The 20,135-nt window shown below is 50.3% G+C and carries 20 protein-coding genes; 5 read left to right on the forward strand and 15 right to left on the reverse strand.

Features of this window, described 5'->3' with window-relative positions; translation table 11 throughout:
- Positions 1 to 11 precede the first annotated feature (11 nt).
- Positions 12 to 1,214 carry an MFS transporter gene (locus BM200_RS05345; protein ID WP_091182154.1) on the forward strand — a complete coding sequence of 401 codons (1,203 nt, stop codon included), beginning with the start codon at positions 12 to 14 and terminating at the stop codon, positions 1,212 to 1,214.
- 240 nt (positions 1,215 to 1,454) lie between these two features.
- A complete protein-coding gene (locus tag BM200_RS05350) occupies positions 1,455 to 2,141 on the forward strand; it encodes an MBL fold metallo-hydrolase (protein WP_175532733.1) in 687 nt (228 codons plus the stop codon).
- Between the two features lie 169 nt (positions 2,142 to 2,310).
- Here the strand turns inward: BM200_RS05350 and BM200_RS05355 are convergent, their stop codons facing one another.
- The 5 genes from BM200_RS05355 to BM200_RS05370 all read right to left on the reverse strand — a co-directional run bounded on the left by BM200_RS05355 (position 2,311) and on the right by BM200_RS05370 (position 4,875).
- Entirely contained in the window at positions 2,311 to 3,072 is a 762-nt protein-coding gene (locus BM200_RS05355; protein WP_091182156.1) for an SDR family NAD(P)-dependent oxidoreductase, read from the reverse strand.
- A 75-nt stretch (positions 3,073 to 3,147) separates the two neighbouring features.
- On the reverse strand, positions 3,148 to 3,543 hold the full coding sequence (locus BM200_RS05360; RefSeq protein ID WP_091182158.1) for a VOC family protein: 396 nt from the start codon (positions 3,541 to 3,543) through the stop codon (positions 3,148 to 3,150).
- Between the two features lie 192 nt (positions 3,544 to 3,735).
- Positions 3,736 to 3,912 carry a hypothetical protein gene (locus BM200_RS29885; protein ID WP_175532734.1) on the reverse strand — a complete coding sequence of 59 codons (177 nt, stop codon included), beginning with the start codon at positions 3,910 to 3,912 and terminating at the stop codon, positions 3,736 to 3,738.
- A gap of 76 nt (positions 3,913 to 3,988) precedes the next feature.
- Complete coding sequence (locus tag BM200_RS05365) at positions 3,989 to 4,504, reverse strand: arsinothricin resistance N-acetyltransferase ArsN1 family A (RefSeq protein ID WP_091182161.1); 516 nt, start codon at positions 4,502 to 4,504, stop codon at positions 3,989 to 3,991.
- Positions 4,504 to 4,875: an NAD(P)/FAD-dependent oxidoreductase gene (locus BM200_RS05370; RefSeq protein ID WP_139230751.1), complete on the reverse strand. Its 372-nt coding sequence runs from the start codon at positions 4,873 to 4,875 to the stop codon at positions 4,504 to 4,506. The genes BM200_RS05365 and BM200_RS05370 overlap by 1 nt, the downstream gene beginning before the upstream one ends.
- 176 nt (positions 4,876 to 5,051) lie before the next feature.
- Between BM200_RS05370 and BM200_RS05375 the strand changes: the two genes are divergently transcribed.
- The 3 genes from BM200_RS05375 (at position 5,052) to BM200_RS05385 (ending at position 7,246) form a co-directional block, all read left to right on the forward strand.
- Positions 5,052 to 5,501, forward strand: coding sequence for a MarR family winged helix-turn-helix transcriptional regulator (locus BM200_RS05375; protein WP_091182165.1), 450 nt, complete (start codon positions 5,052 to 5,054; stop codon positions 5,499 to 5,501).
- A gap of 63 nt (positions 5,502 to 5,564) precedes the next feature.
- On the forward strand, positions 5,565 to 6,230 hold the full coding sequence (locus tag BM200_RS05380; protein ID WP_091182168.1) for an NAD(P)-binding domain-containing protein: 666 nt from the start codon (positions 5,565 to 5,567) through the stop codon (positions 6,228 to 6,230).
- A 383-nt stretch (positions 6,231 to 6,613) separates the two neighbouring features.
- Positions 6,614 to 7,246: a hypothetical protein gene (locus BM200_RS05385; protein WP_139230752.1), complete on the forward strand. Its 633-nt coding sequence runs from the start codon at positions 6,614 to 6,616 to the stop codon at positions 7,244 to 7,246.
- Between the two features lie 378 nt (positions 7,247 to 7,624).
- Here BM200_RS05385 and BM200_RS05390 read toward each other — a convergent pair whose 3' ends face one another.
- The 10 genes from BM200_RS05390 to BM200_RS05445 all read right to left on the reverse strand — a co-directional run bounded on the left by BM200_RS05390 (position 7,625) and on the right by BM200_RS05445 (position 20,130).
- Positions 7,625 to 8,311 (reverse strand): YetF domain-containing protein, encoded by a 687-nt coding sequence (locus BM200_RS05390; RefSeq protein WP_091182172.1) that lies wholly within the window; start codon positions 8,309 to 8,311, stop codon positions 7,625 to 7,627.
- A 382-nt stretch (positions 8,312 to 8,693) separates the two neighbouring features.
- Positions 8,694 to 10,421 (reverse strand): alpha-1,3-galactosidase-related protein, encoded by a 1,728-nt coding sequence (locus BM200_RS05400; RefSeq protein WP_091182175.1) that lies wholly within the window; start codon positions 10,419 to 10,421, stop codon positions 8,694 to 8,696.
- A gap of 165 nt (positions 10,422 to 10,586) precedes the next feature.
- Positions 10,587 to 11,393 (reverse strand): hypothetical protein, encoded by an 807-nt coding sequence (locus tag BM200_RS05405; RefSeq protein ID WP_091182176.1) that lies wholly within the window; start codon positions 11,391 to 11,393, stop codon positions 10,587 to 10,589.
- Between the two features lie 102 nt (positions 11,394 to 11,495).
- On the reverse strand, positions 11,496 to 12,935 hold the full coding sequence (locus tag BM200_RS05410; protein ID WP_091182178.1) for a sensor histidine kinase: 1,440 nt from the start codon (positions 12,933 to 12,935) through the stop codon (positions 11,496 to 11,498).
- A complete protein-coding gene (locus tag BM200_RS05415) occupies positions 12,932 to 13,591 on the reverse strand; it encodes a response regulator transcription factor (protein ID WP_091182180.1) in 660 nt (219 codons plus the stop codon). Before BM200_RS05415 ends, BM200_RS05410 begins: the two co-directional genes overlap by 4 nt.
- Before the next feature lie 287 nt (positions 13,592 to 13,878).
- A complete protein-coding gene (locus BM200_RS05420; RefSeq protein WP_425434524.1) occupies positions 13,879 to 14,706 on the reverse strand; it encodes an SDR family oxidoreductase in 828 nt (275 codons plus the stop codon).
- Between the two features lie 139 nt (positions 14,707 to 14,845).
- The gene (locus tag BM200_RS05425) at positions 14,846 to 15,067 is read right to left on the reverse strand and encodes a hypothetical protein (RefSeq protein WP_091182183.1); all 222 of its coding nucleotides are present in this window, start codon (positions 15,065 to 15,067) and stop codon (positions 14,846 to 14,848) included.
- A 355-nt stretch (positions 15,068 to 15,422) separates the two neighbouring features.
- Complete coding sequence (gene nagZ, locus BM200_RS05435) at positions 15,423 to 16,706, reverse strand: beta-N-acetylhexosaminidase (RefSeq protein ID WP_091182188.1); 1,284 nt, start codon at positions 16,704 to 16,706, stop codon at positions 15,423 to 15,425.
- Between the two features lie 235 nt (positions 16,707 to 16,941).
- Positions 16,942 to 19,248, reverse strand: a complete 2,307-nt coding sequence (locus BM200_RS05440) for an ATP-dependent DNA helicase (RefSeq protein WP_091182191.1) — start codon at positions 19,246 to 19,248, stop codon at positions 16,942 to 16,944.
- 177 nt (positions 19,249 to 19,425) lie between these two features.
- Positions 19,426 to 20,130, reverse strand: coding sequence for a copper homeostasis protein CutC (locus BM200_RS05445; RefSeq protein ID WP_091182194.1), 705 nt, complete (start codon positions 20,128 to 20,130; stop codon positions 19,426 to 19,428).
- Positions 20,131 to 20,135 lie beyond the last annotated feature (5 nt).

The following is a 20,135-nucleotide window of genomic DNA, read 5'->3' on the forward strand; positions in this document are numbered from 1 at the left end:
AGCTGGAACGTTTGTCATACAATTTAAAAATTTATATGCTGGCTTTAGTCAGCTTTCTCGTCGGCACATCCGAATTCATCATTGCCGGCATTTTGGATAAGGTATCCAATGATATCGGTGTCTCAGTCGCGGCGGCGGGTCAGCTGATCACCGTTTTCTCCCTTGCTTACGGGTTCGGAACACCGTTCCTGATGGCGGCCGCTGCCAAAGTCGACCGCAAAAAGCTAATGCTATATGCACTCTCGGTCTTCATCGTTGGCAACGTCGCGGCCTACTTCTTCTCCGGCTTCAGCGCCCTTATTGTTTCCCGCGTTATTGTAGCGCTTAGCAGCGGCGTGTTCGTCGTGACGGCGCTCACGGTCGCCGCGAAGCTCGCACCGGCGGAGAAGCAGGGCAGCGCCATCGCCACGCTCGTCATGGGTTTCAGTACAGCGCTGATCGTCGGCGTACCACTCGGCCGGCTAGTCGCTTCCGCCTATGACTGGAATGTGGTTTTCGGTGGCATCGGCCTGCTCGGCCTGCTCGCGCTGCTGCTCATCGCCTTCGCGATTCCGAAGACGGACGGCGAGCAGCCGGTACCGCTGCGGGATCAACTGAAGCTGCTCAAGAATCCGAAAATCGTCGTCGCGCTCGGCATTACGTTCTTCTGGCTCGGCGGCTATTCTATTACCTACACGTATATTTCCCCCTTTCTGCTTGATATTACGGGCATGAGCGAGAAATTCGTCAGTATCGCGCTGCTCGCGTTTGGCATCGCCAGTCTGATCGGCTCCAAGCTTGGCGGCTTCGGCACCGATCGTTGGGGATTTAAGCGCACGCTGGTGACCGGCATGTTGTTCCACGCAGCCTGGCTGGTCGTGATTTCATTCGCTGCCCATTCGCCGGGACTAATGTTCCCGCTGCTCATGCTCTGGTCCTTCTCCGCTTGGTCGTCCGGCCCGACGCAGCAGTATCATCTGATCTCGCTCGCGCCAGAAGCGACCAGTATCATGCTTAGCCTTAACAGCTCCGTCGTGCAACTGGCCATGGCAGCCGGCGCGGGCATCGGCGGCATCGTCGTGGAAGGCGCTTCGCTGACCGCCATCACCTGGATTGGGGCCGCTGGAGTAGCCGTCGCCGCGCTCATGTCGGCTGCAGCATTCGGCTACTTCCGCGTCGGAGCGGCTTCCCGGGCAGCGCATAAGGAGGCTCGCGCAGGGAAAATCAACCTGTAAAGCAATCCCCTTTCACGCCAACCGGGCAGCGCCAAAGGCGCCTGACCCAATCATCGCGAGAAGAAGCCCGCGGCTCCCGCTTGACAAGCAGGCCGCAGGCTTCTTTTCGCAAACATGCTTCATCCTTCGTGGCCTGGCCGCAGATTCTCGTTTCTCATCTTCCAGCCAGAAAGAGATTGATTTACTTTGGACATAGAGGAATAATTAGATCGTATCCATTCTAATAAGGCGGTGATCGACTTGGTTCAATCGGGCGTAGGCATCATGACCATTCAACTTACCATGGAAAATCGCAACAACCCTTTCTTTCTGACCGTCCTCTGGGACGCTCATGACGTCGTTCTCGTCGATGCCGGACTTCCTGGCCAGATGGAGATGATTCGCTCCGCGTTCCAAGAAGCGGGGATTCCGTTCGAGAAGCTGACCAAAATCCTCATTACCCATCAAGATTCGGATCATATCGGCAGTTTGCCCGATTTGGTACAAGCCTTTGGAGACCGGGTTCAAGTGTATGCTCATGAAGTCGCCATCCCTTACTTGGCGGGGGAAATCCCCCTCGACAAGAGCAAGAAGCTCGTCAGAACGCCAGTCAAAGTCGACGTCGCCTTGCAAGACGGCGATATTCTGCCTTTTGCCGGAGGTATCCGCGCGGTGTTTACTCCCGGCCATACGCCGGATCACACGTCCTTCTACCATATTCCGAGCAAGACCTTAATCGCCGGCGATGCCTTAAGGGCACAAGACGGCATCCTGCAGTCATACAGCCCGGTCTATACGCCGGATCAAGCCACGGCGCTGCAATCCATCGCTAAATTTCAAACGCTGGATCTCTCCAAAATAATCGCCTACCATGGCGGAGAATGCACGGATGACTTGCAAGAGCGCCTGCAGGATATCTTGGACGCGGGTCCGGTCGAGAACAACTAACTGCTTCCCTGCTCTAAGCCGATGGGAACATGGAGAAAGGACGGCTACATGGCTTCAATTGCCATGTAGTCGTCCTTTCTGGCGTATTACGCACCTAAATTTAGTTACTACAAAACAACAGCGGCAGCTGATAATCAGCTGCCGCCAAGTGTTGTCTGCCACTTCTCGATTATATCCCCGGCATGACGTTGCCGCCATTGACCGGAATATAAGCTCCTGTGATGAAGCTGGCCAAGTCCGAAGCCAGGAACGCGACAGCATTCGCGATCTCCTGATCGGTGCCGCGTCTTTTGAGCGGAACGTTCTTGACATAACCTTCGCTTTCATCCAAACCATTCGTACGCTCTCGTTCGCTGATCGTCCACCCTGGGGCAACCTGGTTGACCGTAATTTGATGTTCGCCGACTTCCTTTGCCAGCACTCGATAAACGCCGTCCATGCCTCTTTTGCCCGCCACGTAAGCCGATTGCGTCGGGAAATTCTGCATCGAGCACTCCGTATTTATGCCGATGAAGCGTCCGTCCTTCTTCTCGATCATGGCCGGAATGAAGGCTTTTGCCAGATAAACGCTCTGCATGACGCAGGACTCGAATTGACTCGCGTAGTCCTCGGCCGGCTGTTCCAGCACGGAAGTCCATTTGTACTGGACGACCGCGTTTGCCACGACAATGTCTACATGACCCAAGCTCGATTCGACGGTTTGCTTCAGCGCTTCGATGGAATCCTGCTTCGTCACGTCGGCTTTGATGGAAGCTGCGCGCCTTCCAAGTGCCTCGATCGCGCTCTTCAATTCAGCTGCTTTGGCTTCATTGCTATGGTAATGCAAAGCGATATCTGCGCCGCTTTCCGCGAGCGTAAGAGCGATAACTCGGCCGAGCTCACCCGTCGCTCCCGTCACCAAGGCTACTTTCCCGGTAAGATCAATCTTCATGTGTTCGTTCTCCTTGTCTGTCCGGATTTATTTCCTTCGCTTATCTCCCCTACCAATAGGCGGGGGCAATTACGTCTAAGTCAATTGCTGTGCAATCTCCCAGATATGTCCTGCCGGATCTGTGAAGGCTGCCGTACGCACTCCCCACGGACGGTCCACTGGACCGTTAAGAAGAGCAACTCCCCGTGTATCTAATTCGTTACATATCGCATCCACATCATCCACCCGAATGGTAAACTGGAAACGTGATCCGGATTCTTGGCTTGCGACTGTTCCGGGATGGATAAGGCCATATGCCTGGGAAATATCCAGGAGATTAATGCTCATATTTCCGAAGTTGAATACCGCAGATACGTCGTCTTCATATACAGCGGTAAATTCAAATACTTCTTGATAGAACTTCTTCACTCTTTGCAAATCTTCTGCAAATATTGTAATAACATCAACGTTCATCTGCCCTAAAGTGCGCATATGTACCCCCTTACATTTTCCAGCGCTAATCGTTGTATTTCACACCACAGTATTTTATTCTACATAAATTGGAGGTATCCTGCCCGATTGCGCACAGCAAAAAGAACCTTCAAATCCATTAGTGGATTTTGAAGGTTCTTTTTTTACTGTTTCTATTGCAACGTTCCTGCTCGTATATGTTCGTTATTGCTATTATTGTTCTTTTTTGCTTAAGAACTCATTTTCCACAGCTTCACCATCAGGATTATTATTCTTGATCTGGCTTAGACGTCCATTACGAAACTCGCCGCCATGAACATCATTTTGTCGCTGCCCGTTATTATCGGTTTGATCATGCTGGTTATGGTTATAGTTTTCATTATTTGACATTTATTGACACACCCTTTCCGTACAGATTATATCTAGAGTGTGTAGGCCTGGTTAAAATTATGCAGCCCTAGGATTTCTATTTGGTTACATCTTCCAATCTCAGTATCTTTTCCATAGCCATTACATCGACAAAATTGCCGTCTATTATCCCCTGTTTATAAAAGATTCCTACTTCGCGATACCCAAGTTTACGGTATAATCCTTGACCTAGACCGTTGAATGGAAAAGTAAAAAGAAGTATTTTATAAAAACCACTACATAAAGTAACCTCTTCAAGTTTCGTTAGCAGCATGCTTCCAATGCCTATCCCTCTATGTTCTCTTTCAATGTAAATCGACAAGTCTGCAACACCATCATATGCGGAACGAAGAGAATATTTATTTAAGGATGCCCAGCCCACAACAGCAGCGCCTTCAACAGCAACAAGAACGGAATATCGTGCACTACGGCTATTGAACCAACCTTCCATATAGCTGATGTCTTTTGGTTCGACTTCTAAAGTGGCAATACGATCTTCAATTCCTTGATTGTATAGGGTTAGAATCCCCTGAATATCCAATGGAGTTGCGTGCCTCACGAGTATCTCCGACATTAGTTTGCCTCCTGTTTGGATATCGAACGGACAATAGTTCTCGAAGCTTTGCCCAACCCTAGAATAAATCGAAAAGTAGGACCATGACTATGTGCAGATAAAGGTCCTGCAAAGTATAGCCCTTTTAGATTGCTTTCAAAGTTCTGATTTAGCTTCGGAAATGCGGAATGACCTTTCTCTCTGATAATCTTTCTTTTTAAACGGTCTTCAAGAAAAGGCAACTTATCCAAATGAATATGAAACCCTGACGCTAAGATAATATGATCAGCATATGTTTCATCACCATTAGTAAACTTTAGTTGTACTTTGTTGTTTTCTATACTTGCCCGGTTAACCGTCATATTAGAAAGCTTTGGAACCTTCTCTTCCACGAGAGGCTTCAAAAAGTGTGCAATAGGAACCGTTACTGAACCGGCCTTCCATAGGAACCTTTTAAAGGGACGAGGCAACTTATAAAAAACCTCTCCGATAAATGTAAAACTGATTATACCTAATTATTTGCAAATTGCAAATAATGATGTTATAACTTACTCAGGAGGTCATGCAAATGGAAAATGTCAGAAATATGTTTCAGATCCTATCCCGAAATTTCGGTTTGTTAAATGAACAATGCTGCGACGCCTGTTGTGGCCAAGAGGTATCTCTTGTACAAAGTCACATCCTATATGAAGTTAATCGACAGCATAATCCCTCCATGCAGGATATTGCAGGAGCTCTTGGGATGGACATCACTACTTTCAGCAGACAGGTTAAAACCTTATCTGATAAAGGATTATTGAAGAAAACCCCTCTTCCTTCCGATAATCGTATTCATATTTTATCACTAACGCCTGAAGGCTTACGTATTGAAAATGCGATTAACCTAACCGTAAATACTCAGCTTAACGGCGTCCTTTCCACGATGAGTGAATTTGAACGAGAAACGGTGCTGCGATCCATTCAATTGTTTAATGATGCTGTGCAAAAATCACCAGCTTGTTGTATACCTCCAAAATAATGGAGGTTTACATCTTTATCTATACTTGCAAATTGCAAATATTAATGGAGGAGAAAATGAAAAATGAGTATAACATTGCCAACAGCTATTATAGGTGGAGGTCCAATAGCATTAGCCGCTGCAGCTCAGCTTGTGAAGAGAAACATGCCCTTTATTTTATTTGAAAAAGGCGCTCAGATCGCTTCCTCTGTACTTAGCTGGAAACATGTAAGAATGTTTTCTCCATGGGAGTTCAACATGGATTCAGCTGCTAAGGAGCTCCTTATGGAGTCTGGGTGGCACGCTCCAGCAAAAGATCACATGCCTACGGGGCTGGAATTAGTTAATGAGTACCTGTTACCACTATCTCAGCTAAAACAATTACAATCCTTTATTCATCTTCAATCATCGGTTAAAGCCATCTATCGAAAAGGATTCGATAAAATGAAGACAGCTGGCCGGGATCTTGCCGTTTTTATTATCGAATATGAGCAGCATGGCAATTTATTACGCATAGAGGCTTCTTCGGTTATAGATGCCACTGGAACATGGCTTACACCTAACCCGATGAGCTTCTTCTCGAACGTCTGTGAGACCTCGGTGGAGGTCTGCGTCTTGCCCGTTAGCTCCGCGCCGAGTTGGAACGATCCGAGGAGCGGGAATGCTTTGTCACTGGACTTGCCTCCGATCTTTAGTTGTACGCCGATCTTGATCGTAGCCGAGACGGACGTCTGCATAGACGTGGTATAACCGAACTGGAAGCGCGCGACACTATCGCGGAACGGCTGCCCGTTGAGAACATAGGGCGGCGGGCCTTCAACAACGCCGAGGAGCGAGCGAAATTCGCGACTCACCGGCAGCTGCAACGTCGAGGAATCGTCGCGCACAAGTTCGTCCGACTCCCAGCGAGCGACGTAGAGTGATGACTGCGCGTTATAGTAATTGAAAACGTACCAAATTTCCTGGCGCAGCTCCGTCGCCGAGACGGCTTGCACGTACGTAAACGCACCGAAGTGTGCCCACAGCGGGTAACGCGTGTAGCCCTCGCCAAGTGTCTTGGCGTCGTACCAGGTGTCGGACGCGATGCCGTACTCCTTCTTCTGTTGCGGCTTCCAGCCGGCCCACGTCTTTCCATGCCAGCCGTTGACGATCATTTGCAGAATCTGCCCGGTATTGCCGCCTTTGGCCGATCCCGCGGCGACGGCCACGAACTCCGCAGATCCGTGAAACTCCGCGTGCTCGACTATGTCCGTGATGCGCAGTCCCGATCCCGGGCCGCCTGCCACGTAGCTATAGATGCCGCCCCAGACATTCCAGTGCTTCGAGGCCATTGCGTACATCAGGCGCGGCGCGCCGGCTGCATCGACAAACGCGCAGACGCTGACATTGCCGACATTCGTCCATTCCCCGCGTATTTCGCTGCCCCAAATCTGACCGTCATCCGACCAGGCCACGGCGGCCTTGTCTTCGCCGCCTTGCTTGTGGCTGCCGAAAACAAACATGCGCTGGCCAATGGACGCAGCCGAAATCTGGCGGTCACCGTACACCGTGAAGTTGTCGAAATAGACCGGCTCAGCCCACTTCTCTCCATCGATCGTCCAAGTACGCGCAACCTGTCCGCCTCGATTCGAGAAGAAGACGTACATGACGCCGGCGTGCGTGCATGCGGCGATCGACATTACGTCTGCATTCCCCTGCCAAGAGACTGGCTGATTCGGGATGACGGGCTTGTTCGACCAGATCACCTCGATGCCCGATCCGGTTGACCGTGCCTTCGTAGAGGCGATCCTTGTCTCGTGACCGGAATGCTGCGCGATGCGCTGCATGTAGAAGAGGAATGCGTAATCGTTGTAATAACAGCCGGTCGTAGGGGACGAACCTCTCCAGGGGCTCGAATCCTTTAGATAATGCTCCGTATAATCTGCCATGAAATCTCTCCTTTGAATCTGCAAAATAGGAAATGCGTCAAGAGCGAATTACTCATGACCAATAAAGCTTACTGAGAAAAATACTAGAAGTATATTAACTAAAGTTAAGTGTTTTCCTATCACGGGAATTCTGTACACAAACAGACCCGAAAGAAACGGGCACCTTTGTTCAAGGTTCCCGTCTTTCCGGTCAACATGAATGACGCTTTGGCCGCCTTAACCCGCAGCCTCCTTCCGTTGAATATGCAGGCCGTCTTCCTCCGACCATTCGGCATAGTAGACTGCCTTGATGCTGTCGACGCCCTGCTCCGCGAGCTGCGACTGCAGCCATTCCTCACTGCGGCCAATCTCCTTGAGCTCGGCGCGCTGCAGCGTACCTTGTTCGATAAGAATGCGCGGCAGCCCGGCCTTCTGCTCCTGCACCTGCAGCTCCGCTCGAGTCGGGGGCTCTTCGCCCGGCTTTTTCATCACGCTCAGGCTGCCGTTCGGTTCGAATACCGCGAAGGCGACTTCGCGCACGGTGAAGACGCCTTGCTCCCTCAACAGCATGCCGACTTGATGCATGTCCAACCGATTCCGCTTCATCGCCTTAACGTCGATCTCGCCGTTGCGAATAATGATATCCGGTCTGCCGCTCAGCGGCACCGACAGCCACGGCATAACCTGAACCGCTTTCTCCAAGGCAAGCGACAGCGCCATCCACAACGCGAGAGCGTAAATGAGCATCGAAAAATGCACGTCGCGGTCGTAGATCGTATTGCCAACAAGCTCGCTCAGCATAAGAGACGAGACGAAGTCAAACGGCGTCAGTTGGGAAATTTCTTTTTTACCGAGCAGCTTCGTCATGAACCATAAACCGAAGAAACCCGTGATGAGCTTCAGCGAAATCAATGCGTAATCCATAGAAAGTCACACTCGCAATCCACTTCGATTTTATGGATATATACCCCGCTCGCGCCGTGGTGAAGCGAAGAACCATTCTATTTAGCAAAAATAATAGGATATTTCTGCGAATACAAAAAAGCCGCATATCGCATGCGACTTTTAATCCAGATACAAAATCTCGACTTCGCCGGGAGCGAAGGTTTGTTCCGCATAAACTTCCCCCCAACTGCAAAGCGATCTTAGCAAAAAGGATGTCCAAATGTCCCTTCTCAGACGCACTGCTCGCTCGATATGACGCTTAATACGACCACGGCAATCGATTTGCTCCCCATCGATTTCCACCTCCACCACATTATATGCGCAGGTGAGGCATGGGACATCGCGCTAAATTCCTCCTGGGTTATCCTTTTGAAAGTATGATGGAGTTACCTTCCATTTGAACGCCGCTGCAGCATTCCATCGTGAAGAGCCCGCTAGGGTGTAACCCTCCTTTACTTACGGCCCTTCCTTCAAGCAGAATCTCGTTACGGCAGAAGGCAAGTCCCTCCGTGCTTCGCGCCGATAGAAGCACGGCCTGGGATGTTCTGAACCGGTTGTCCTCAATACGAATGTTGCGGTGCACCGGTTCCGTGGAAGACTCATTCTCGGGAGCAATACGAATAACGGGATGCTCCTCCCCGCCGCAGGCGCCAAATTGATTGCTAGTAATGCGCAAATCCCCGACAGCGCCTGATTCATACCAGGAATTCGCATCGGCCGCAACCAGAATAGCGCTCATATATATGCTCTCAAACCTGTTGTCCTGTATGACCGTTTTTCGTGGTGACGTTGCCAAGATGCCCCGTGTTGGTATTCTCGCAAAATGATTTCTCTCAATGATGACTTCTGGCGTCCAAGTCACATTCTCGATTACATCAAGCGCCCCGTGGACTTGTGGAACAGGCTGCTCCAATGTCAGGAGAAACTCACGTGGATTCAGCATTTCCACCGCCGCGATTTGGCCAAAAGCATATGACGCAAGACTGCTGGCATCAACAAAGGCAATTTCGTCCCCTGGAAAGAAAGCGCGGAAACCATATGTTTGCGGATGCATGAATCTAACCTGTACTTGTTCAGGCGCAGGTTGTCCGACGATGCGCAAGTATGTGCCATGAATGTTGATGGCATCGTCGTGTGCTCCGGCAAACCGGCTGCCTGTAATAGAGATAAGGCCCCGACAGCCAGACAAATGAAGAAAATCGGCGAATCCCGCCACCGTTCTCCCGGTCTCGGGACGTGGCGTCATATCGAGGTTCGTGAAAGTCAATTCCTCGCTGAACTGGCCGACAACGCCTAGCCCATGCATGAAATGAAGTCCCATGTCGGTCATTCGTATCCTCTCACTTTCCACAATCAGGACACCGACTTGGTCACGTATACCGTCCCTCATCTGAACGGTTATCCCCGGCAGGACATCCGGAATGGCATCTTCATCAAAATGAAAACGAAGGCGGCGACTGCCGATTTCCTCAATGCTTTTAGCCCGCGCTGGCCAATTATCCACACGCCATGTGCTGTTTTGGTTCAAGCCGCAGTGTTGTACCGGTCCTTCGCGAAATGTCCATCCTTCTCCAACCCAAGTAAGATGACCATCTTCCAATATATAGTGCGAGTCCGGATGCACAACAACGTCAACACTATGAACACCACAATGCTCAACGGTCATCTCAGTCACGGTCGGTACCGCATAATCGAAGCGCAGGTTGCGAATTTCAACATCCGCGCAGCCGTCCAGCAGAAGCATCGTTTGTTTACCATGGACAATAAAAAGGGACCCGTTCCCCTCCAGTGTAAGTTGGCGCAGTCTCTTCAGCAGAAGTGCGATTGTTTTCGTGACGTCCTGATTTTCCTCTTCGCTGGCTGTATTGGTAATGGGATAAGCCGCCTTAATTGCATGCTCAGGATAAAAATGATACGTTCCGAAAGGAACGTCCAGAATGATTGGGACATCTTGCGATTCCGCTGCCTCGAGTGCGAGCCGCATGGCCATCCCGGCATGATTCTTCAAAAACTCTGCGTCGCCAAAGTCCGCTAGCGATATTACTTTAACGAGAGTTGGATCCGGATGCTGTGGTTTGTCGGAATTCAACTTAAAGCACCTTCATTCTATTAGATTAGGTTATAATCATTATTCGCGAATATCCTCCGATCCCCTCTTGGTATAGATACAAATAAACCATCATTCGAAATCGAATGATGGTTTATTTTTTTCGAGATAATGGTTAACAAACGTTGAGTTTAAACCGGAAACCTGTTATTTTGCAAAAGCATCGCCGGAAGTCTTAACCGGAGTGAGCGTTACCCCGCCTGTATTGAAGATTGATCCGTTATCCGAGACGTATTGGTATTCGTTTGTATCGCTGCTGAAAAGCTTGAAGGTGCCGGTGGAATCCTCATAAAGCTCTTCCTTGACCGGGAATCCGGATTCCTGATCGAGATACACGATGTACTGCATATTGGCCTGCGTGTTGTCATTAATATTGGACTGATAGCTGTTCATGACCTTATTCAGGGTCTTTCCGTCTGACGTTTGCTCGGTGCCGACGGAAGTCCAATAGCTTGCTTTATAATTATCCTTAACGCCGCTAAAAGCGAGATTTTTTTGATCCAATTTTTCGAATGCCGACGGATCATCCGCTCTCTTCAGAATTTTACCGCTTACGGGATTACCGTTCTGGTCCCGTTGAATCACGACCATGTCGTTAAAGCCGTTGAGATAGTACGTGCTTTGATAGCGCAGCAGCTTGTGATCGGATGAATAATCCATTATGTCCGTTCTGAAATCCTTCGTTTGCGGGTTATACCAATGTTCCAATGTAAAGTTCTGGCTGCCGTCGGTTCTCGAGTACGTGTCCTTACTGTGTTCGATGGATCCCTGAGCTATGTCTGATGTAATACGCTTGTCAGTTGGTGCAGACGCCGTAATGACCGTATTTTTCGGAATCGCGTCGTTACCGTTAGCCGCGAATGCGGTAATGGTGCCAAAGCTTCCGATGACGAGTGCCGACGCCAGGATTGTTCCAGTTATTTTTTTGCTTTTGACCGCTTCGAGAAGTTTCATGTTATTCCCTCCGGATATGTGATTTGCGTTTGGAATGCGCATTTCCTACTAACAATTTCATTATAATAACGCCATATTTCAGAACTATCGGCAAGTTGTAAATTAGTTGTATAATCCGGGAAGGATGATTTGGATAACGGTTCCAACGTTTGCGCGGCTTTGAATATTTAACTCTCCCTTATGAAGCCGAACGATTTCGGAGCAAATGGCAAGTCCTAATCCGGCTCCGTGATTCGTCTTCGAACGGGTCTGATCCACCGTGAAAAACGGCTCAAACACGTTCGGAATATCCTGCTCGGATATCCCGATTCCCTGGTCTTGCACTTCGATGACATAGCGGAAGTTTCCCGTCTGATACCCGCGTAACCAGATGCTGTCCCCCGCCTTCGAAGCCTTGATGGAATTGTCAATCAAGTTGGTGCAAAGGATTTTGATTAAATCTCTTTCCATAGGCAGTCTCAAGGCTTCCGCAGACATGGATAGTTTCACCTGCCTCTTTTCCAGCTGCGGCTTCATTAATTGTGCAGTCTCTTCGAATACTTGCTGTATCTCCTCGACGGTCATGTTGGGCTTGTTATTGTCGACGAGGATGAGATCCATGAGCTTAAAAGCAAGGCTTTCAAGCCGTTTTCCTTCGTTGTATATATAATTGAGGGATTTGTAAAACACCTCTTCATTAAAGGTCGTTGTTCTGAGCAAATCGGCGTAGCCGATAATGGAAGTAAGCGGCGTCTTTAATTCATGCGTCAAGTAATGAATAAACCGCTGCTTGTTCGTGGCGGCAGTCTCCAGTGCATTGACCTTTTCCTCGATTGCCTCAGCCATCTTGTTGAATTGTTCCGACAGCAGCCCAATCTCGTCCTTCGATAACACATTGACGCGATGCGTATACTGACCAGAAGCAATGGTCTGTGCGGAACTGGTGAGCATCCGGACAGAACGTGTGAGAAACCAAATGAGGCTGTACAAGCCGGCGGCCAGGACGATGGTAATGACGATATTGATCTTGATGAAATTTCGAATCTGAGCGTTTTTGTCCTCGTAAATGCCAGTCAAATCCAGGATGTACGTAAGCTTGAAGTCGCGTCCGCTCAAGTTGAGATCACCGGCGACAAACAAAACGCTCTTGTGGCCGATGCTGCGAATGATGTATTTTCTGCCCTCGGAATTTTCTAATTCAAGCTCCGGTCTCGGGACGGCAATCGTTTCGGAGAAATCGGTAAATACCGTTTGTTCGCGATTATCCTTAATTTCAATGGAAACGTTGCTCGGATCAAAGGATTTCAGGTATTTCGAAGCGTTATTCTGCAAAAAAACGGCTGGATCGTCTTTTGTGGTATTTAAAAGCTGATTCAAATTGTTGATATACGACCAGTCCGTTTCGATTTGAGCGGTTAAAATATGCTGGTCCGATAAGCCTCTATCGACTTCCCTTACTAGATTCTGATTGAAATTATGCGTGATCAGGTAAAAGGAAGAGGCGTTGAAGAGTACCTCAAACAGGAGGAAGGTGCACCAAAACACTTTCAACCATAGTTTCATAAGAGAACCTCAAGCCGGTAACCGAATTTGTATACGGTTTTTATCCGGTCTTCCCATCCCAGTTTTTTTCGCAGCTTTTGGATATGAATATCAACGGTCCTCGTCTCGCCGCTATACTCGTAACTCCAAACGAGCTCAAGGATTTTTTCCCGGGATAGCGCTTTATTTCGGTTATTAATGAGAAGCAGGAGCAGCTCGTATTCCTTCATCGTCAGTTCAACAATGACACCGTCTCGCTTGACCGCACGCTCCTCCAGGTGAATCTCGAGGCCTCCGTAGTCCATCCGTTCGCTTTTTCTGCCGTAACGGCGAAGCACGGCTTCGATTCTGGCGAGTAACTCCATCGCTTCGAAAGGCTTGACGATATAGTCATCAGCACCCATTTTCAGCCCTTTCACCTTATCAACAAGGGCATTTCGGGCCGTCAGGAAGATCACCGGTATTTCGATGTTCTTGAAACGCTCCAATAGCTCGTACCCTTCGACATCCGGGAGTGAGATATCCAGCAACACCAAATCGGGCGTGAAATCCGTAAGAACACTATGCGCGTCTTGCCCGCTATAAGCCTGCTGGCATTCGTAGCCAGCCAATTCAAGATTCAATCTGATCAGATCGGAAATCGCCGGGTCATCTTCGATGATGATTATTTTTTCCATCCCTATTACCTCGCAGACATTATTTCTTCCCTATTAATGATAGAGGAAAAGGGCTTAATAACCTATGTCCAAGTTGTAAATTAGTTGTAATATTATTCAACGATGATATGCCCATTTTAGCATGTGCGAAATTCGAGCAATCTTGGTAAATTCAAGGAAGCCGGGATGGCAGTGCTACTGCAAAAAAAACGACAGTTGATCAAGGATCAACTGTCGTCGTATTGTTCTGAGGTTTTTGGCGTATTCAGATGCCCTCCAGCTTTAAACCCGTCAATCTGCCATACTGCCTACAGGAGCGTCTCGGCTCCGTCAATGTAGATCTCCGTACCGGTAATGTGGCTGGACTGGTCGGAGGCGAGGAACAGCACTAGATCGGCCACCTGCTCGGGTTGCCCCGGTCCGTGCTCAAGCGGTTGTGCTCCTTCCGGGTATTCGACCGGAATGCGAATTTTGTCCACCGCTTTCGTACTCTTTGTATTCTCACCTATATTCGTCTCGATTGCCCCCGGACAGATAGCATTGACTCGAATCCGGTAACGGGCGAGCTCCAGTGCGGCCATCTTGGCGAAGGCTACTTGACCTGCCTTGGAGGAGCTGTAGGCGGACATCCCGAATCCGGAAAATTTCCGGTTGCCGTTGATCGAGCTCGTCACGACGATGCTGCCCCCCTTCTCTTTCATATGAGGAATGGCGTTTTTGACCGTTAGGAACGTTCCCCTCAGGTTAATTCCAAGCGTCTCGTCCCACGACTCCGGCGTTAGATCCTCAATCGGGGCGAGCGTGCCGTTGATCCCGGCATTGGCGAATACGACGTCAAGCCGGCCGAATCGTTCTGCCGCTGCACGGATGGCGCGCTCCATTCTGCCCTGATCGGATACGTCGACGTCATAAAATTCGGCTTCGCGGCCCATGCCGCGGATCTCCTTCTCGACGTCCTCAGTACGCTCGTCGATTAAATCAAGCAGGCAGATATTCGCTCCGGCACGCGCAAGCTTCAGCGCGGAAGCCCTGCCGATACCAGAACCAGCTCCCGTCACCAGTGCCGTTTTGCCGGCGAGCGGAAGCCCCTCTGTCGGCATGCCTCCTTGTTCCATATCATCCAATCGTTGGTCCATTGTGCATCTCTCCTTTTCAAAGAAATCTTGCTGGGAATAATTAACCGATCCTCTATTGTATACCCATCTTTGACTAGGATAACTCAAGCTGCACAATAGACGTGCGTCGCAAAATATTGTACTCATTTATGGGCTGAAATCATTTGACGTAATGCTGCCATCCAGGAACGACCTTTGCAACATCCATCCTCTCTTCCCATTCAATAAACCGCTCCTCACGCAAACTCTCCAACGCCTTCCGGATTTGACCGGTCTCCCGCCCGGCTAAACGTGCCAATTCAGGAATGAGTATACGTGCATTCTGATGTCCGTTCCTGTTGTAAAGGATTCGCAGCAGCTTTCGCTCCGTATCATTTAACACATTAAGCCCCCTCATTCCTTCTTGTTATTTCAACGTCTACTATCTGTTCGAGAGCGAAAATGCGAATGGCTTGTGCCTGAAAGCAATAAGCCTTTAGCCGGCCGCCTTTCACCGAAATCACACGTACGTCCCGAATGCTAACCTTACGTTTCCGATCGATGTATATAAGCTGCACAACCTTGCCAATAAACTTCTCCATCCGCTTCACCCCAACAAGAACACTTGTTCCTATTATACACCGAACATACGTTCTTGATACAAGATGTAAAATAATCCAGCCACAGGGCTGGATTGATCTCCTATCGATATATGTAATGAATGGGAGGCTTGGGTATTTATTTATTTATTTCGCCGTTCATTTTTGAGCAGCATTGGTTCTTTTCAGGACAGCTTGAATATGTTTATTCAGCGTAGACACATCGGCAAGCGAAGTCGGCTGGTCAGACAGCCCGAAGCTTTGCTTCAGCTTAGCGATACGATATACGCTGGCATCAATCACGGATTGCGGAATTTTCCCGTTTTGCACGGCTGTCGTTAGTGCATGAAGCACGGATTGTTGCTGGGCCACATCATGACCGACTAGAATAATATCGTTGCCCGCGAGCACGGCTTGAACCGATGCGGGACCAATCGCTTTAACCTTTCCTACGGCCCCCATCGTCATGTCGTCAGTGATGACTACCCCGTTAAATTTCAGTTCCTCTCTAAGAAGATCTTGGATGATTATGCGGGACATCGAAGCAGGCGTGTCCGGATCAAGCTTGGTCATTAGGATATGACCGATCATCACTACAGGAGCGCCTTCTTTTATTGCCGAACGGAACGGAACGAGTTCAATGGAGCGAAGTCGCTGCAGATCATGATTGACAATGGGCAGCCCGAAGTGGGAGTCAACGGATGTGTCGCCATGACCGGGAAAATGCTTGACTACAGGTATAACCCCTTGCGACTTTATACCAAGCATCTCCTGCACGCCCATGCTGCTGACTAATTTTGCGGTGGAGCCAAAGGCGCGGTCGCCGATAACCGGATTATCTGGATTTGTATTGACGTCAAGCACCGGCGCAAAATCGGTATTCAGGCCAACTGCTTTCATCGCTTCGCCTAATGCTGTACCGACTTGGTACGCATAGTTCGTATCGTTGGTACTGCCGACGGACTTACTGGCCGGGAACTTCGTTATTTCCTTCGGCAAACGTGACACCCGCCCCCCTTCCTGATCCGCGCTTAACAGAAGCGGCAGCTTACCGCCAGCCTCGTGATTGATCTGCTTGAGCCCAGCAAGAAGCTTGTTCGTTTGTGCTGCGGACACAATATTATCGCTATATAAAATAATTCCGCCTACTTGGCGTTCCTTAATAAGCAAGCTGATATCCGACTGAACTTCCGTGCCGTCCATTCCAACCAACACCATTTGCCCAATCTTTTCAGACAAGCTCATGGATGCAACGAGGTCGGCTGTCTGATCCACCGTTGGCGAGGGCTCGTGGTCTATGGGCTTCGGAACTGTGGAAGGACTGAGTGTTGTTGAGGGCGGCGCTGCGGGAGCAGATGGTTCTGCGTGCTTTGTACTGCATCCGCTAAGTACAATGAGAAAGAGCGCAGCTGCGTATATGAGAAACATTCGTAGTAAGCGCATATTAACCCTCCAATTCATTAATGGACTGCGTCACGGAAATATGTACACTATCATCATAACACACTCGCTTATTGCAACGATCCGCCAAATTGGAAGAGCCTATCATCATCTATTCTTGCCAGAAAGACAACCTCTTACGCTTTGTTGAGTGGTGGCGGAGCAAGTGGGAATACTATTAGAGCGGAATCTATAACATTTCACGAAAAAAAAAGCCCGATCTCTCGGGCTAGCGCGTTCAATTCGGATTCCCCCACTCGGGAGGCAATAACCTGGCGTACTGCGGCTGCGCGTACCGGTCATCGATCAGCAACAGCGCTCCGCGGTCACTTTCCGAACGGATAAGCCGGCCTCCGGCCTGCAGCACCTTGTTCATGCCTGGAAAGACGTAGGCATATTCGAAGCCGTTTTTCCCTTGGCGGTCGAAGTAGTCTTTGATGATATTCCGTTCCAGCCCAACCTGCGGCAGCCCCACTCCGATAATGGCGACTCCGGTCAGCCGGTCCCCGACCAAATCGATGCCCTCCGAGAAAATGCCGCCCATGACGGCGAACCCGACAAGCGTGTCTCTATTCCCCGGTGCGAAGGCGGCCAAAAATGCCTCACGCTCCTCCTCCGACATATTCGACCTTTGGATGAGTGTGCGAACCTCTTTATCCCTTGGTTCATGTTCTTCCAGCCCCTGATCCATAAACCGTTCATACACGCCGTTCATATAAGCGTAAGACGGGAAAAACACGAAAATGTTCCCTTGATGCCGGCCGGCCATCCCGCGCAGCAAACCGGCAACCTGATTCATCGTCCGCTCGCGGTCCTGATAGCGGGTTGACAACCGTTCGATTCGGACATCCAGCTGCTCCGGCGAGAACGGCGACGGGATGACAACGGTGTAATCTGTTTCAGCATCTCCGCCCAGCATGTCTCTGAAATAGGGAAGCGGCGACAGCGTTGCGGAAAACAGGATTTGCGCCCGGTAGCCTTTGGCATATTGCCGCAGCAAATGCGACGGATCGAGACAAAACAACTTGATCCGAACGTCGTTCCTCTCCTTTTCGATATAGGTGACGTATCGCTCATCGTACAGCTTGGCAATACGCAAAAAATGCTGGCAGCCGAAATAGACGTCCGACAGCAGCGCATCGGTGTCTCCCGTTATCAGCTGTTGTTCCGCAGCGCTAACAAGCGATTCAAGCAGATCAAGCAGCTGCTCAGGAAGTTCGCGCTCCACGGCTTCGCCATCCGCGTCTTCGCCGATTGATTTGCGCAGTGCGATGAAGTAATGATTCACCGCCTTTGCCGATTGGTGCACAAGCGGGCGGACGTTTTTGCTTGCGCGCTGCAGCTCGAGAAAATCAGCCTTTCGGAGCTCTGCCGAATACATCTCGCGCGCCCGGTCAACGAGGTTATGCGCTTCGTCAACAAGCAGCGCCGTTTGCCGCTTCTGCTCCTCAAAGAGCCGCTTCAGGTTGACGCGGGGATCAAAGATATAATTGTAGTCGCAGACAACCGCATCCGCCGCATAGGCGGCATCAAGCGAGAATTCGAACGGGCAGACTTGATGCTTGCGGGCATAACGTTCGATGACATCGCGTGTCATTCTCGTCTCATGGCCAAGCATGTCAAGAAGCGCGCCGCCGACGCGGTCGTAATAGCCTTTTGCATATTCGCAGAACTCGGCCGTGCAGCGTACTTCATCCTTAAAACAAACCTTATCCTTTGCCGTAAGCGTAACGGCATGCAGCTGGAGCCCGCCTTCTCGCAGCATCTCAAGCGCCTCTTCCGCGGCTGTGCGCGTCGTCGTCCGGGCCGTCAAATAAAAGATCCGCTGCAGCAGTCCCTCTCCGATCGCCTTCACCGCCGGAAACAGCGTCGACATCGTCTTGCCAATGCCCGTCGGGGCCTTCGCGAACAGCTTGCGCTTGTCCGCTATCGTATGGTACACGGAAGCCGCCAGCTTGCGCTGTCCTTCCCTGTATGACTGAAACGGGAAACCCAGTTGCTTGATACTGGCATCTCGTCTCTCAACATGCCGGCTCTTCATCGAGGCGTAAGGATAATACCGGGTAACCATTTCATGAAGGAACTGCTCGAGTTCCGTCATTGTCATCGTACGTACGAATTGGCGGCTCTCCCCGCTGTCCACTTGCACGTAAGTCAGCTGAACGCACATCGATTCAAGCTCTCGATCTTTCGCGACCATGTAGGCATAGCACTGTGCCTGCGCCCAGTGAACGGGGTACGTTTCCTCCATAAGGGAAGGTAACCGCCCGGAAAAGGACTTGATTTCGTCGACGGTCAGCCCTTGATCCGTTTGAAGCAGTCCGTCGCAACGGCCGTCGATGACAAACAGCAGGTCCTCGCAAGCAATCTCTGCCGATACGTAGACCTCTTTAGCATCCTGCTCGCCATATTGCTTTTGAATCTGCTGATGCGTCCTCGTCCCTTCCGTAAGCGAAGTGGCAGATCTGAAGCCGGTTTCGATATCCCCGCTGCGATACGCGTACTCGACCAGTGCCCGCACGGATAATTTCACGGTTGTCGTCATATTGCTCTCCTCACCATTAACCGATCATAATTTCGTATTAAGTCGACTATACCAAACGGATGTTCGGCAGTAAAGACTATGGCTCGCTGATTGGTGATATACAAGGAAGACAAGACCCTCAATAAAAAACGGCAGCCGATTTTCCATCCAGCTACCGTCAAATAATAGTCCATTTCCCTATTTCCCTGCGTGTCTCACGCTGTGCACGTTGTCCGCAAGCTTACGAAGCACCGACGGATCAATTGGCGACAAGTTGGATTTGCCGTAACGAACAGCCGATCCAAAATGCACTTCCTTTACTCCCGTTTCCTGAATAAAACCGGCGATGCCTTCCGTTGTAAGACCGCTGCCGGCCAAAATCGTGAGTTTGCCTTCGCCTGCCGCGGTGACAAGCCGCGCCATCTCCTTGGCAGATTCGACCGCCGGCCGCGGCCCGGCGGAAGTCAGCACGCGCGTAATTTGAGGATACTTCATCAGCGTCTGCAACCCTTCATGCTGGTCTGCCAGCTCGTCGAAAGCGCGGTGGAACGTCACTTGCAAGCCGCCCGTCAGCGGCAGCAGCCGCTCCAGCGCCCGCTCGTCGATTTTCCCTTCCGGCGTTAAAGCGCCCAGCACAATGCCGTCCGCGCCGGCTTTTACAATCGCCTTTATTTCCAATGCCATGGTATCGATATCGTGCTCTGCGTATACGAATGAACGGCTGTGCGGACGTACCATCACAAAAACCGGAATACGGACAGTACGAACCACCTGTTCAACCAGCCCGATTCCAGGAGTTAAACCACCTTCCGTAATAGCTGTTATGAGCTCAAGACGGTCCGCTCCATGCGCCTCCGCCGTCAAAGCATCGTCCATGCAGGTTGCGATGACTTCCAATATCATGAATG

Source organism: Paenibacillus catalpae (assembly GCF_900112695.1).
Lineage (GTDB): Bacteria > Bacillota > Bacilli > Paenibacillales > Paenibacillaceae > Pristimantibacillus > Pristimantibacillus catalpae.

What these genes read in the sequence shown, in the direction of transcription:
- BM200_RS05355 (WP_091182156.1), bottom strand. Translation starts at nt 3,072, where the DNA reads ATGAAGATTGATCTTACCGGGAAAGTAGCCTTGGTGACGGGAGCGACG.
- BM200_RS05360 (WP_091182158.1), bottom strand. Translation starts at nt 3,543, where the DNA reads ATGCGCACTTTAGGGCAGATGAACGTTGATGTTATTACAATATTTGCA.
- BM200_RS29885 (WP_175532734.1), bottom strand. Translation starts at nt 3,912, where the DNA reads ATGTCAAATAATGAAAACTATAACCATAACCAGCATGATCAAACCGAT.
- BM200_RS05365 (WP_091182161.1), bottom strand. Translation starts at nt 4,504, where the DNA reads ATGTCGGAGATACTCGTGAGGCACGCAACTCCATTGGATATTCAGGGG.
- BM200_RS05375 (WP_091182165.1), top strand. Translation starts at nt 5,052, where the DNA reads ATGGAAAATGTCAGAAATATGTTTCAGATCCTATCCCGAAATTTCGGT.
- BM200_RS05380 (WP_091182168.1), top strand. Translation starts at nt 5,565, where the DNA reads ATGAGTATAACATTGCCAACAGCTATTATAGGTGGAGGTCCAATAGCA.
- BM200_RS05385 (WP_139230752.1), top strand. Translation starts at nt 6,614, where the DNA reads ATGCCAGCCGTTGACGATCATTTGCAGAATCTGCCCGGTATTGCCGCC.
- BM200_RS05390 (WP_091182172.1), bottom strand. Translation starts at nt 8,311, where the DNA reads ATGGATTACGCATTGATTTCGCTGAAGCTCATCACGGGTTTCTTCGGT.
- BM200_RS05405 (WP_091182176.1), bottom strand. Translation starts at nt 11,393, where the DNA reads ATGAAACTTCTCGAAGCGGTCAAAAGCAAAAAAATAACTGGAACAATC.
- BM200_RS05410 (WP_091182178.1), bottom strand. Translation starts at nt 12,935, where the DNA reads ATGAAACTATGGTTGAAAGTGTTTTGGTGCACCTTCCTCCTGTTTGAG.
- BM200_RS05415 (WP_091182180.1), bottom strand. Translation starts at nt 13,591, where the DNA reads ATGGAAAAAATAATCATCATCGAAGATGACCCGGCGATTTCCGATCTG.
- BM200_RS05420 (WP_425434524.1), bottom strand. Translation starts at nt 14,706, where the DNA reads ATGGACCAACGATTGGATGATATGGAACAAGGAGGCATGCCGACAGAG.
- nagZ (WP_091182188.1), bottom strand. Translation starts at nt 16,706, where the DNA reads ATGCGCTTACTACGAATGTTTCTCATATACGCAGCTGCGCTCTTTCTC.
- BM200_RS05440 (WP_091182191.1), bottom strand. Translation starts at nt 19,248, where the DNA reads ATGACGACAACCGTGAAATTATCCGTGCGGGCACTGGTCGAGTACGCG.
- BM200_RS05445 (WP_091182194.1), bottom strand. Translation starts at nt 20,130, where the DNA reads ATGATATTGGAAGTCATCGCAACCTGCATGGACGATGCTTTGACGGCG.